Below are 13959 nucleotides of genomic sequence, written 5' to 3' on the forward strand. Positions count from 1 at the left end.
TTTTTTGTCATGGCGTAACGCTATTTTATTTAGCATCAGCCACCCATGCGAAGGTCAATTTAGCGTTCGTGTCATGCACTTTCATTACGGAGCTTCGTTATAAGACCGTTGCTTATTTCACTTTTAGCTATAATGCTTAATTCGCCGTCAGCCTCAAATACAACAGCCATTACACGACTCGAATCACCGAAGCCAGCCTTACGGATACCTGCTTCAACCTCTGTGCAGGTAAGCCGCGTATCCTTCATGGCTTTAGACATATATTCACCGTTAAAGAACACTAATTGCGGTGAGGTCTTTACGGTCTTATCAAATGCAGAAAAATGAGCGCTCAATAACGTCAATAAGTACTGTAGTAGCAAAAGAAGACTTACGGCGACTAATACTTCTACTATCACAACGTCTTTCAACAAAATTGCAGAGCCGAGAATAGAGCCTGTGGCTACCGTAATAATCCAATCAAAATTATTCATTTTTGCAAAAGAGCGCTTGCCGACCAAATGCGTAGCCAATATTAAAAAGGGATAAATTATTAGGGTAGTAATAATAATCCGGACGATTTCGCCCCAAGATTCAAAAAACATATTTTTCTCCAAAATGATAATAATCGACAAATTAGTGGTGATTGGTCATTCGCTACTAACACAGAATACGCGGCCCAAAATCAGGCGTTCGCTTTATTGGTTAATATGCAAAAATTCGCTATTTCTTTGAAATCATCAAGTCGCTTGAGCCCTAATCGAATGCCCTAACTCAATGACATAAATCTATAATGCCTAAGCAAAACAGCCAAAATCGACTTCAATAAATCAAGTACTGTGCCAATGGGCGCATAAGCATACTTAACATTATGTTTAGGGCTGAAAACTGCACCATTACTAAGCTGGCTAGCTAATGAAGCAATTCTGTTTTATTAAATAGAGATCGTTACTACGACGTGGGGGGTAAGAATTTTACTTCTGTATGTAGCTTTTTCAAAGGGTGAGGTGAAGAACAATCTGCACTGTGTATGACTGCTACGCGTGACTATTCAATATGGCAATTTGTATGACATTGGGGCCATGCGAGTAGCCAATTTAACCTACAGCGCAAATCGGTAACAGCTAACAGTAAGAAGCACACATTATCCGTAGTTTGCTGCAAGCTTGGCTGTCATTACCAAGCTGCCCATTAATTACAAACTACTTCATCTTGCTATTATGTGCGCTAATGGCCTGTTGAATTGTGTTATACGAAAATTCAGCTGCCAGTCTATGACTGTTGATTTTCACATAACATTACATAGCCCAGTAGCCGCACCATAGCTCACATGTCTCGACATTCTGGTACTGGTGTCACTGTCTTACCTGTGCGCCAAAATGCGATCAAGTTTTCTACTGTTAAATCTCCCATAGCTTGTCGAGTCTCGACCGTGGCGCTACCCACATGGGGCAGTAACACCACGTTATCCATTTCTATTAAGGCGTCTGGTACATGAGGTTCATTTTCAAACACGTCAAGTCCTGCCTTACCGAGGCGGCCCGTCTTGAGAGCGCTAATCAATGCGTCTTCGTCTACCACGCTGCCCCGAGATATGTTGATAAGACAGCCTTGGGGACCGAGCGCTTCAATTACATTAGTATTGATTAGGTGTCGCGTACTTGCCCCACCGGGTGTAATCACAATCAGGAAATCCGCATCCGCTGCCATCTGGGTCAAATCTTTATAATATTTATAAGGTACGTCTTTTTCACTACGTGCGTGGTAGACGGCGTCGGTGCCGAATACGCGCAATTTTTCGGCGATGGTTTGACCGATACGACCGAAGCCGACGAGCCCTACCACCTTATGGCTCACCGATGTTGACAGCGGTGGACTGCCTTCCTTTGGCCAACGTCCCGCCCGAAGATAACTTTCATCTTGAATCAAGTTGCGAGCACAAGCCAACAGCAACATAATGGCAGTGTTTGAGACTTCATCGTTCAGCACGTCAGGGGTATGTGTAACTATGATGCCCAGTTCGACAGCAGCCCTGGTGTCGATTGAGTCATATCCGACACCATAGTTCGAGATCACCTTAAGTTCTGGCATTCGCTCCATATCGACGCGTTTCAAATTTCCGTGGAACCTTGATAACACGTATTCTATTTCGCTTCCGTGTTGCACAATCATCGATTCTTGGTCCGCACCAGAAGTGCTTAACACATCAAAGACCTGGTTAAGTTTCTCGGCCATACGCTCGGTCTGAGTGCCAAGCACTAATAGCTTAGGTTTGTTCATGCGTTTACCTCGTCAGTCTGACCATCGCTTCGACGCTCTGATAATGCTATGTAAGCGTGACCGACTCGTCGTATTTTTGCGATTTGCTTCGCTACGTTATGCCTTTCATCATTTGTTATAAATTGCATTCTTGTGACCATATTTTTTCTAATACTATGAGGCGACAAATCTTGTCATCAATATAAATCGAGAACAAGAAGAAATGTTAAAGTGAGTCGCAAAAGTTTAGCTATTTTATTCGCTGTTAATTAATTGTAACTAATTGAATTTCATCTGGTTTGTCGAGGGGGGAGTATGAAACATTTATGCTAAAGTAGGTTTTTGCGGATCAAAACGTTTTTATTCCACTGTGTAACATTAAAAAACAGTAGCAGTCACCAGGAATGCGAGGACATGCGCTAGCCTTTTTGTGCATAGCACCTTGATTGCGGGCATTATAACGTTACGTTGTTCATCAAGCCCAAGAGTTCCATGCTCTTATATTGCCTATTCGGATCAGGTTTTCAGCTGAATACAAAAGTTTGACGTTATGACAGCGCCTTCGTCAAAAGCTTATCTCTGCGGTAAATTGTTTGTAACAAACTTTCTCTGGTATACCAAAAAACGAGCAGATAACGTAAGTTAACCAAAACTAATGCAGAAAAATGATGCTGACTTTGCGTAACAACTCACGTTTATTACTGACTTCGCTAGTTGTAGGATATATTTTCGTACAGCTAATATGGCAACATTTGACGTCAGGCGTACCAAAGCACTACGTTTTGAATGATCCCTCATTGCCTGCCATTTCCAATTGGTGGGGATTAATTATACTGCCTATATTTACTTGGTTTTTAACCACTTTTCTTACCAAACAGTATGGTGACGTTTACCCGCGAAAAGTGTGGCTGCAACTGTTAGGTGCAAGTGTTTACGCCTTGGTCATTTCTATACTATTTTACAGCGGATACGTTGAACTTATTTCTATGCTTGTGCTGCCGTCTATTCTAGTAGCCGCGTTATTTTTACCCATTTATCACCCCCCATTTCTATTGGGTTATGTGCTCGTTTCAAGCGTGGGATTTGGTGCAGTATTGCCGCTTATAGGTGGTTTGGTTTTTGCGGCAATCGCTTATGTTGTTTATAACGTTATCCGGCCATTACCGATCTATTTACTGAAGTTAGTCAGTAAGTCGAAATAGCGTAAGCGTTCACGCTGACTAAGCATCAAATTATACTGCTTAAACATTACATCAAGCCATGACCGTAACCGAAAAGGATACAAAATGACCAGTAACGCAGATATTAACAATCGCCCTGACTATGACGACGTCATTCAAGACATCGCTGATTATGTACTGGCCTTTGAAGTCGATCGCGAAGAAGCATTAAATACGGCTCGTAACTGTCTGATGGACACCTTAGGCTGCGGATTACTTGCGCTGCGCTTTCCAGAGTGCACTAAACACCTCGGACCCATTGTAAACGGTACTATTGTGCCTAATGGCGCCCGAGTGCCCGGTACGTCACACAGGCTCGATCCAGTAAAAGCTGCATGGGACATTGGTTGCATCATTCGCTGGCTTGATTACAACGACACATGGTTGGCGGCTGAATGGGGGCATCCATCAGATAACTTAGGCGGCATTTTGGCCGTGGCGGATCATTTGTCGCAAGTCAGATTATCAAATGGCGAGCAGCCTCTTATTATGCGAGAAGTGCTTGAAGCCATGGTTATGGCCCATGAAATTCAAGGCGTTATCGCATTAGAAAATGCGTTTAACCGAGTTGGTTTATGCCATGTATTATTGGTACGTGTTGCATCAACTGCGGTTGTCACGAAAATGATGGGCGGCAATAGAGAGCAAATTATGGCGGCCATATCCCAAGCATGGGTCGATGGTTCTGCGTTGCGCACCTATCGCCATGCACCAAACGCGGGCTCTCGTAAATCTTGGGCCGCGGGGGATGCGACGTCCAGAGCGGTTCGTTTGGCAGACATGTCAATGCGCGGCGAAATGGGCATACCAAGCGTGTTAACGGCAGCTCAGTGGGGATTCTATGCTGTATCTTTCTCGAAAACGAACAAAGAGCAAGCGCTAAAACCAGAGGCGCAACGTAAATTTTCGTTTTCTCAAGGCTATGCTTCATATGTAATGGAAAACATCCTGTTTAAGATTTCTTTTCCTGCTGAATTTCATGCACAAACCGCAGCAGAAGCGTCGGTTATTTTGCATCCTCAAGTAAATACTCGCTTAGCGGATATCAAGAAAATTGTGATACGCACCCACGAGTCAGCCATTCGCATTATCTCTAAAACAGGCGCACTGGCCAACGCAGCCGACCGCGACCATTGCTTGCAATACATGGTTGCTGTTCCGTTGGCATTTGGAAATCTAATCGCTGAGCATTATGAAGATGCGTTTCACAACGCGCATCCCATCATAGATGAACTGCGTGACAAAATGGAAATTGTCGAAGACAAACGCTTTAGCGCAGAGTATTTGGAAGCTGATAAACGCTCGATCGCCAATGCTATACAGGTATTCTTTAAAGATGGCAGCAAGACAGAAGAGGTGGTTGTAGAGTACCCAGTAGGTCATCGACGACGCCGTGAAGAAGGGCTCCCGCTGCTAGAGCAAAAATTCAAATCTAACTTGGCATCGCGTTTTCCAGCTCAACAATGCGAAACCATCTTCACGCTTTGTAAAGATCAAGCCAAACTTGAGAGCACCCCAGTAAATCGCTTTATGGACTTATTTGTTATCGGGTAGTTTTTATTACGTGTTTAGTTCATTCAAAACGTTGAATTGCATTATACCCGGTCATATTGTTAGTAAGAGTATTGCAAAATAACGTACTAAAGAACATTTAACGAAGCATAACGAAAGAGATCAAATATGACTGATGAAATTAAACACGGCATCGCGAACTTTGCAGCCTTAGAAACTTCTATCGCTAATGGAGAAGAACAGTCGGTAATCGAATTATTGGGCGACCAACCTATGCAAGAACTTGAAAAAAGCTATTTAATTGACCTAGCTAAATTAAACAACAATCCCGCTATTTTAAAGCTGCTGCAAGATATTCCTGTAAAGAAATAGCGTAGGGAAAAAAGCCTAATAAAGAATTAGACTTGCTTCACCTCGAATTTAGAATGCGCTGCTGATCAAATACCCCGTGTATGCAAAAAATACTATCAGCAGTGAAGCGCCTTCTAGCCGGTTGATCCGTCCCTGTTTTTTATAACCTATACCTAACACCAACAAGGCCACTGTTAAAGCAAAGGTCAAGGTCCAATCGCGGCTTAAGAATATCGCATCGATATGCATCGGCTCAATTACCACTGCAATACCGACTACCGCTAAGGTGTTAAATAAATTCGAACCAATAATGTTACCGAGCGCAATATCATGCTCACCTTTTTTGATGGCCATTAACGATGAGGCCAATTCTGGCAAAGAGGTACCAATCGCAACGACGGTCAAACCAATGACTAAGTCGCTCACCCCTAAGCTTTGTGCAATATAGACAGCGCCATATACCAGCAGACGAGAGGCGACAACGAGCAACACCAAACCCAGCACCAACCAGCTAAGGGCTTGCTTTAGTGTCATACTATTACCGCCTAACTCAGTGGTCATTTCGTTTGAAATTTGATCATGGGGATTGCGCATGCCTTGCCAAACCGACCAGGTCATGACAACAGCAAATACGCCCAGTAAGCACCAACCGTCGAACCGACTTAATTGGTGGTCAAACATTTGCCAGCCAGCAAATAGGGTAATGGCCAGTACCAGCGGTAGTTCTTTTTTAAGTACTTGAGAGTGCACATTAATAGGGCTAAGCAAAGCCACTAAGCCGATTATTAACGCGATATTGGTAATGTTTGATCCGTAGGCATTGCCTAGCGCCAAAGCGGGATTTCCATCCGCAGCCGCCATAGCGGATACCACCATTTCAGGCGCTGACGTCCCAAACCCAACGACCAACATACCAATCAATAACGGAGGCATTCCACCATAGCGGGCCGCAGCCGCAGCGCCGTCAACAAACCGATCGGCGCTCCACACCAAAAGTCCTAGGCCAAATATTAACGCCAAAACTGCCAGTAACATCAAGGGTATTCCTATTCTATATTATGGGCTGCAGCTTAGCAGTTTGCACAAGTCCAGCAAGATAATAGTTAGGGCTAACCTATATAAATCAATAGTTATCTAACTCTATATGATTTTTGCAATAAACATTAGAAACTAACAAGTTTATTTGCATTTACCGCATCGCTCCAGCTGGAATGGCAAAAAATACCGAGACAAATATTGCGCGTCGTGCACCACTGTAGCTAAATCATCTGATCGTATTCTTGACTAAGCTGCTGCCACTCACTTTTACGCTTTAATTCATTTTTATAACTTAACGCAGCGCGGCTTCTACTAGAATATAAAATATGGCGGAGTTGGTTTCTAGTGTGTTTAAAGGTCCAATCAATGTACCCATAGATATTGGCTCATTGCGCCACTGTGACTCTATTCCAACGATGATTGAGTAATCTATTTAGCGGCCAATTTCAGCTTTGCGCATCGGCATCAAATCAACGTCAGCAAACACCTGCTCCAAGCTAAAGTCTCTTAATGGGTAGACTTCTTTAATACCTCCGTCTAAGCCGATTAATAACACGGTATCAGGATGTCGATCGAGCAGGGCGAGTATATCTTGGCGTAAATGCACAGATGTAAATTGCGCTTGCTCTGGGGTCAGTCGATAGACAGTCTTATCAATTTGTACAAATGCAACTAGTTTACGGGCCGCAAGGTCGGGTTGTTGATAGGTAAAATATGCCCGCCATTTTGCCAGCGCGTCTTTAGAAGGCAATTGAGTGATCAAGACTCTATGCTGCCATTGAAAGTCAGCCAACTTGTCTTCGGCGCTGGTATTACCTATTGATAACGCCCCTGTAAGAAACATCAGCCAGCTAACATAACCTCGTTTATTCATTTAAGTACCATGCCTCGGTGTTTGTCCATTTAAAGTAGATTATAGCAAATAAGCATAATGTTAGGTCGTTTAGGTTAATACGCTCAAGGCCATATATTCGAGCAACTTAACAAATGATTTTCGGAATGTCGCTCCATTTTGTGGTGTATTGGGGGGACAGAAAAGCGCGTCGCATAGCAAATTTTTGTTCAAATCCTTTGGCCGCTACATGCACAGTTGCCCGACCATATTTGGCGTTAATGGTGTCCATACAGGCCATCAGTTGAGGGTTGTCATTTGACGGATTAAACATATCAAATTGAACCAAGCCTTGGTCGTGTAAATCGATTAAGCCTACGCCGCATTTATAGTAACGTACCCCGGATTTAAACAGCTGTGACATGGCAGCTTCGACGACTTTGATAATATTGCGGGTATCACTGGTGGGCGCAATAAAGTGATGAAAATATGAGCGCCTGAAATACCCTTCATCGTCATGGGGGGAGCTGGTCGCAAACAACGTCATGCTACCCGCCAAGCTTTTTTGTTTACGCAACTTTATTGCGACGGTTTCACCATGGCTTGCTAACGCGCTGCGTAACTGTTGATAGTCAGTGATGCGTTGTCCGAAACTGCGCGTGCTGTATATTTCTTTTTTGGCGGCGCGCACCGTATCCCAGCTGTGGCGAACTTCACCGTTTAGCTCACGCACTGTGTTTTCAACGACAATCGAAAACTCTTTTCTGATTTGGGATGGGTCTCGATTGGCTAGCTCCCACGCGGTATGAATACCTAATGCATTTAAGCGTAAGCCTAAGCGCTTGCCGATGCCCCATACATCGGTAACGTGCATTTGAGAGAGTACAGCTTTACGCATATCTTCCTTATCGATTACCGCTACGCCTTTGAAGCCCTCAATATTCTTTGCCGCATGGTTCGCTACTTTCGCTAGAGTAGGCGTAGGGCCCACGCCTACGCATATGGGTAACCTGACTTCTCGCCATACCGTTTGCCTGATCTTTTTCGCTAGGGTTTCCCAGCCAACTGAGGGGGACGAGGCATGTTTACCATAATACAAAAAACATTCATCAATAGAGTAAACGTTGATGTCAGGGGCAAAGCGCGCGCAGGTGTCCATCATGCGCTGACTTAAATCCGCGTACAGCTCATAGTTACTGGAGCGAATAACAGCACCGACGGCCTCAAGTTCTTTTTTGACCTGAAAGTAGGGCACGAACTTCTTTCCCACACCCATGCGCTTGGCAATGCCACAAGCGGCGCAGATACAGCCGTCATTGTTGGTCAGTACCACTACCGGTTTATTGCGAATGCTTGGGTCAAAGACCTTCTCGCAGGCCGCATACATACTATTTACATCACACAGGGCATACATATTACAGCTGTTTCTTGAATGGTCGGTGTAATCGGATAGAGCGCGTGACAACGCCCTCTATTTGAAACTCATCTTCTTCGCTCAGAAAATAAGGTGGGAAGTGTTTGCTAGAAGATCTTAGGCAACCTTGTACCTTGTCGATTTTCTTACAGACAAAAACGCCGTTTAGATTAGCCACAACCACGTCATGATCTTTAATCTCTTGGGCACGATCAACAATCAATAAGTCTCCACAGAAGATACCATCGCCCATCATCGACTTTCCTTGTGCAATACCAATATAGGTAGCAGACGGATGATCAATAAGCAGCTGGTCTAAATCTAGACTTAACTGGGTGTACTCTGTGGCAGGTGATTCAAAACCGACAATACCTGCAGAGGCCTTAATAGGGATAAATTTCAACATATACTGTAATTATATACAGTATTGGTGTTTTTTAAATCAACTTTATGATTATTTTTTCGGATTTGGTTATAGGGTTACAGCAACATCGTAATTTTGTATCTCGTAGCTAAACCGTGGCGTTATTCTGAATTTAATATTGCCCATGGCATAAATAAAACTGACGCGAGTCACTAAGGGATGGCAGCATTAATTATCTGGAAGAAACGTGCCATTTAGGTATTCCCATTAATCTATACGAACATGTTAAACGGATAGCAGACCAAGACATATATGTTAGTGTTTCGAATTAGGAAGAGAAAGCATTGGACAGAACCTTTGGCAGGAATGAGCTAAACCCCCAAAATAACTAGGTTATCTTTTGGTCTTCAGATCCCATGCGATGTCTAGTCTTCAGTAGCCAAAATAGTAACCATCAGACTTGTTATTTATTGAGTATTTATCTTGGGTGGGATACATCGAGGATGAAGATTAACAAACCACATTTGTTAAATTTGGTAAAATCCACAGCGAAAATGTTTATAATTGCAAGCCAGATAAGCCTGCCCAGAGGCCCTAGCTCATTTTCTGATCAATCGGCAATGCGAAGTTGTTAAAGTTGAAAAGGGTAATTAAGTGATATCAAAAAAAACACGTGAACTGTTTGCTTCATTAATGGAAGCAAGCAGCAATAACAGCATGGCTGTTGTTGATTTTGACCCTGAAACCGAGTTTTACACGGGATCGTTTAACGAAACATTGCTCAACAAGTTCGTAAACGAAGGTGTTTTTGAACTTGTGAAAAGTGGTGAGGGTGCTACGAGTATAACGCTACACAACCGTGAAGACTTTTTAAGTGGCTTCGCCTCGGGCGTGAATGAGGCTCGTTTAGGGCGAGATCAATATTACGCTGATTACAACGCTAACCCATTTGCTTTTTCCATCGGCTTTGAGCACTTCTTGTATATGAATAAAAATCCCAAACGGCTCGCTGGGTATATTTGTTATGGCTTTGTGGATAATGAAAATTAATAGTAGTGACTAAACGTGTATTAGTGCGATTAGGAAATGAAAGGAACTGGGACTTTCATAAACACAAACCATTTTTCGAGATTGCTAAAAGTGCAACGATATACATTGATTGGTTAAATTGGTCTTATTTACGTATAGCGTGAAAGTAATGTTTTGGGCTGCGCAGCCGTGGATGGATATTTCATCTGCGGCTTCTATTCAGTAAAAAAAATTCGCGTAGGTGTTTTATATGTGCCGATTGAGCCAATTCTTGCGTTATTTTGTTTAACTTCACTATTGTCTGTATCAATAATCGATTATTCAATGTTTGAATGAGTCTTCACCGCACGCTCACGTTATAGTCAATCACTAATGTAATCTGGTGCGATGCGTCAGAATAATCAAAAAGGTTACTGTCGATGAATGATTTTATTTTACATCACTATGACGCCTCTCCCTTTGCGGAAAAAATTCGTATTCTGTTAGGGTATAAAAATGCGCGCTATAATGTTGTTAACATACCGATAATTATGCCCAAACCAGACCTTGTTGCGCTTACGGGAGGGTATCGTAAAACACCCGTACTGCAGCATAATAAGCACATTTATTGTGACACCCGTCTAATGGCCCGAGTGATTGATGAACAATTTTCCACGCAGAGCATTTTCCCGAAAGAATTATCACTAACGTCAAATATCTTGGCTCAATGGGCTGATCAACACTTGTTTAGTGTTGCTGCAGCGCTTGCATTTTCTCCCGCAGGATTTGAAGCGTTTCGTCAACGGGTTCCCGAAAAATTTGTCGCAGCCTTCGTTGACGATCGAGCGAAAATGCGTGAGGGTGGCACCGGCTTATCAATGGATGCTAATACTGCGTTGCAGCTAATACCCATTTATTTACAACAGTTTGAGCAACAACTTAGTAATGCAGGTCCTTATGTCTGTGGCGAACACATTAGTATTGCAGATTTTTCAATTTATCACTGCCTCTGGTTTATCAATAATAACGCGGGCGTTAGTCCATTATTAGAAGGTTATCCAAACCTTAAGCAGTGGTTTGAAATGATAAAGGCCATTGGGCACGGGTCACAAACCCATATCGATGCAACTGCTGCAATTGATATCGCGCGGTTGGCACAGAAGGGCGTGTTTTCAAAAGATAATTTTTTAGTGATTAACGGCTTTACGTTTGGTGATCGTGTTGAAATTGTACCCAATGACTACGGTATTGCACCCGTTATCGGCAAATTGGTCGTTTCAAAGACTGATGAAGTTGCGATTAAACGAATTGATGAAATAGCGGGTGAGGTTTACGTTCACTTTCCACGCGTTGGCTATAAAATTATTGCAATATAATATAACGCTCAATTATTCAAAATATAAACACTTCTAAGTAACTGAATAATTTCATAATAGAAAGCGATGAACGGTTTTACAGCGCCTTTATAGGCCTGATTAAAGCAGAAAAATGTTGACCGATAAAGGCACACGAAGGTTACTCGCGGGCCTTTATCGGTCGAAGTGGCAAGTAGTTAAGGAAAGAATATTTGCTTTAGTTGATTAAATCATTGCGCCTTACCCCAAAGGTTTGACATCATTCATCACATTACCTGTAACAAGCATACTTCTTTGCTTCTCGTCGCTATCGGCTGTTTATTGCCAATTGAAACCGCTCTATTTCAACAATTGACTTTTTACCATCACGCTGTTGTGCAACGTTTTATGTACTGGGCACTTGTCGGCAATTTCTAAAAAGCGTTTTTGTTGTTGCTCATCTAAATCACCTACATAACTAATACTGCGAACAATAGCTTCAATACCCTGCGCTTTCGTTTCACAGTCTACACAATCTTGCTGATAATCCCGGGTGTGAGTAAGTTCTACTTTGATATGTTGCACGGGTAGTTGCTTGCGCTGGGCATACATTCGCAACGTCATCGCGGTGCATGCACCTAACCCAGCAAGAAGATGTTCATAAGGATCAGGGCCTGCATTTTTGCCGCCCACTTTTAGTGGTTCATCGGCCAGCCAATAGTGGCTATTTGTGCTTACGTGTTGCATAAAATTATGGTCTTTTTCTTCTACTAAAACGTGACCTTGACGTACATTCGCGTGGTAGCTTTCATTTTCAGTTAGCACATATCTCGATGCCCAGGCTGAGATGACCTCTGCCACATACTCAGAATCACGTTTGTTGCTAAGTAAGTGGTCTGCATTTTCTAAACTAACAAAACTTTTTGGGTGCATTGCAGCACGATAGAGCTTTTCGGCCTCGGTTATTTTCACTGTCGTGTCGACCGGTGAGTGCATCACCAATAGCGCTTTTCTAAGTTGACGCAGGTGGTTGGTGTCATAACTGTTAATGTCGTCCAAAAACTGTTTTTGGATGGTGAACTTACGCCCACCTAAACTCACTTCGGCTTGACCTTTTTGCTCTATTTCATCGATATGCATGGCAAAATTGTGGGCGACATGGGCTGCTTCAAATGGGGCGCCAATAGTGATCACGGCAGTCGATTCCGGCACATCTTTGGCAGCACCCAGTACCGCTGCGCCCCCTAAACTGTGTCCAATCAATATTTTAGGTGCTTGATAGTTTGCGCGTAAAAAATCAGCCGCAGCGACTAAGTCTTGAATATTGGAAGAGAAATTACTATTGGCAAAGTCACCGTCGCTGTTGCCTAGCCCCGTAAAATCAAAACGCAGTACTGCTATTCCTTTTGCCATTAATGCGCGGCTGATACGCGATGCCGCCGCCACGTCTTTTCCACAGGTAAAACAATGCGCGAATAAGGCATAGAATTTAATGTCTGTTTCTGGTGTCTCTAGCAAACCACTTAACTGATTTTTCCCGCTGGTAAACTCTATTTTTTGTCGCATTAATACACCTTTGAAGAATGACTCTATGAGTTACTTGACCGTGCGCAGGCGCTTAAAATTTCTTTTTGCGTAAAAGGTAAATGGTGTTTCCATTAATTTACCCCTTATATTTTAAACCGTCATATTTTAAGTCCTGTATTTTAGATTAGTCCGCGTATCTATATGCTGGCAACCATGACGTAAACCCAACTTCTTGTTACTTCAAATAATAATTCTAAATTGCTAATCTATCTGCATAACATGAACGATAAGCATAAACCGAATTTAGTAATAGGTGGTGGTCATCTAGCTAAGGTATCCCTATAATTTCATGGTGGATTTGTATGGGCAGTTTAGGGTAAGACGATTATTCTATTTACGTTACCAAAGGCACTAAGATAAGTGCATGGCAATAACGTTATTGTCCCTGTTTATAGCAAATTAGGTAAAAGTAACACTAGCTTGTTAATTTGGTTTTTTAGTGTCGCACGAAGGCTTAAACAGCATTTTAGCAATACAAGCACATTCATTTAGTTAAAAGAGAAAACACCTTGCAGTCAAAAATACAACTTAGCAAAGACGAACTTCGAAAAAATAAACCTACCCGTAATGAATACCTCGGCAAGCGTAAAATCCCATTAGTGGTGGTGTTAGATAATGTGACTAATAGCTATAATATTGGGGCGTTTATTCGCTTGGCGGATGCATTTGGGATTGAGAAGGTTATTGTCTGTGGCTCGCTAACCATTTCTGACAAAAAGTTTAAAAAAGCCTCTAGAAATGAAGCCAAATGGGTGTGTGTTGAATACAGCGACAGTGCCACTGAAAGCTTGCAAATCCTATTGGATGAGGGTTACGGCATTTACAGTGTTGAGCTTTGCCAAGCATCAGTGGATTACAGCGAGGTTGCTTACCCTTCACCTTGCGTTTTGGTGTTAGGCAATGAACGCAAGGGCGTCAGTGAAGGGGTATTGAAGTTAAGTCATCAACATATCCATATTCCCATGTTTGGCATGGGTAACTCGTTAAATGTGGCCACCGCTGGGGCGATTGTCTTAGCCGAATGCGCCAATCAAATTCGAAGACTGCCTCAGGCTTAAGCT

The 13959-nt window shown here is 42.8% G+C and carries 13 protein-coding genes; 6 read left to right on the forward strand and 7 right to left on the reverse strand.

The genetic code is table 11. The annotated features are described in order from the left end of the window. Nucleotides 1-71: 71 nt before the first annotated feature. Together GQR89_RS09490 and GQR89_RS09495 are read right to left on the reverse strand one after the other, a co-directional pair. Nucleotides 72-584, reverse strand: a complete 513-nt coding sequence (locus GQR89_RS09490; protein ID WP_158769823.1) for a DUF421 domain-containing protein — start codon at nt 582-584, stop codon at nt 72-74. Nucleotides 585-1305: 721 nt separating this feature from the next. Further along, on the reverse strand, nt 1306-2259 hold the full coding sequence (locus GQR89_RS09495) for a 2-hydroxyacid dehydrogenase (protein ID WP_370461058.1): 954 nt from the start codon (nt 2257-2259) through the stop codon (nt 1306-1308). A 644-nt stretch (nt 2260-2903) separates the two neighbouring features. Here GQR89_RS09495 and GQR89_RS09500 point away from each other — a divergent pair. From GQR89_RS09500 to GQR89_RS09510, 3 genes are all read left to right on the forward strand, one after another. Further along, nucleotides 2904-3440: a hypothetical protein gene (locus tag GQR89_RS09500; RefSeq protein WP_158769824.1), complete on the forward strand. Its 537-nt coding sequence runs from the start codon at nt 2904-2906 to the stop codon at nt 3438-3440. A gap of 84 nt (nt 3441-3524) precedes the next feature. Continuing rightward, complete coding sequence (prpD, locus tag GQR89_RS09505; protein WP_158769825.1) at nt 3525-5012, forward strand: 2-methylcitrate dehydratase; 1488 nt, start codon at nt 3525-3527, stop codon at nt 5010-5012. A gap of 126 nt (nt 5013-5138) precedes the next feature. Continuing rightward, nucleotides 5139-5342 (forward strand): hypothetical protein, encoded by a 204-nt coding sequence (locus GQR89_RS09510; RefSeq protein WP_158769826.1) that lies wholly within the window; start codon nt 5139-5141, stop codon nt 5340-5342. A gap of 48 nt (nt 5343-5390) precedes the next feature. Here the strand turns inward: GQR89_RS09510 and GQR89_RS09515 are convergent, their stop codons facing one another. The 4 genes from GQR89_RS09515 to GQR89_RS09530 form a co-directional block, all read right to left on the reverse strand. After that, nucleotides 5391-6356: a calcium/sodium antiporter gene (locus GQR89_RS09515; protein ID WP_158769827.1), complete on the reverse strand. Its 966-nt coding sequence runs from the start codon at nt 6354-6356 to the stop codon at nt 5391-5393. 436 nt (nt 6357-6792) lie between these two features. Beyond that, nucleotides 6793-7233 (reverse strand): DUF4174 domain-containing protein, encoded by a 441-nt coding sequence (locus tag GQR89_RS09520; RefSeq protein WP_158769828.1) that lies wholly within the window; start codon nt 7231-7233, stop codon nt 6793-6795. Between the two features lie 106 nt (nt 7234-7339). After that, nucleotides 7340-8605 carry a Y-family DNA polymerase gene (locus tag GQR89_RS09525; RefSeq protein WP_158769829.1) on the reverse strand — a complete coding sequence of 422 codons (1266 nt, stop codon included), beginning with the start codon at nt 8603-8605 and terminating at the stop codon, nt 7340-7342. Nucleotide 8606: 1 nt separating this feature from the next. Beyond that, on the reverse strand, nt 8607-9011 hold the full coding sequence (locus tag GQR89_RS09530) for a LexA family transcriptional regulator (RefSeq protein WP_158769830.1): 405 nt from the start codon (nt 9009-9011) through the stop codon (nt 8607-8609). 612 nt (nt 9012-9623) lie between these two features. On the opposite strand from GQR89_RS09530, the gene GQR89_RS09535 reads away from it, so the two are divergent. Further along, nucleotides 9624-10019, forward strand: coding sequence for a hypothetical protein (locus GQR89_RS09535; RefSeq protein WP_158769831.1), 396 nt, complete (start codon nt 9624-9626; stop codon nt 10017-10019). Nucleotides 10020-10417: 398 nt separating this feature from the next. Further along, nucleotides 10418-11353, forward strand: a complete 936-nt coding sequence (locus tag GQR89_RS09540; RefSeq protein WP_158769832.1) for a glutathione S-transferase family protein — start codon at nt 10418-10420, stop codon at nt 11351-11353. Between the two features lie 318 nt (nt 11354-11671). On the opposite strand, the gene GQR89_RS09545 is transcribed toward GQR89_RS09540, so the two are convergent. Next, nucleotides 11672-12877: a bifunctional alpha/beta hydrolase/OsmC family protein gene (locus GQR89_RS09545; protein ID WP_158769833.1), complete on the reverse strand. Its 1206-nt coding sequence runs from the start codon at nt 12875-12877 to the stop codon at nt 11672-11674. A gap of 530 nt (nt 12878-13407) precedes the next feature. Between GQR89_RS09545 and GQR89_RS09550 the strand changes: the two genes are divergently transcribed. After that, complete coding sequence (locus GQR89_RS09550) at nt 13408-13956, forward strand: TrmH family RNA methyltransferase (RefSeq protein ID WP_158769834.1); 549 nt, start codon at nt 13408-13410, stop codon at nt 13954-13956. The last annotated feature ends 3 nt before the right edge of the window (nt 13957-13959 follow it).

It is taken from the genome of Paraglaciecola sp. L1A13, from assembly GCF_009796745.1.
Lineage (GTDB): Bacteria > Pseudomonadota > Gammaproteobacteria > Enterobacterales > Alteromonadaceae > Paraglaciecola.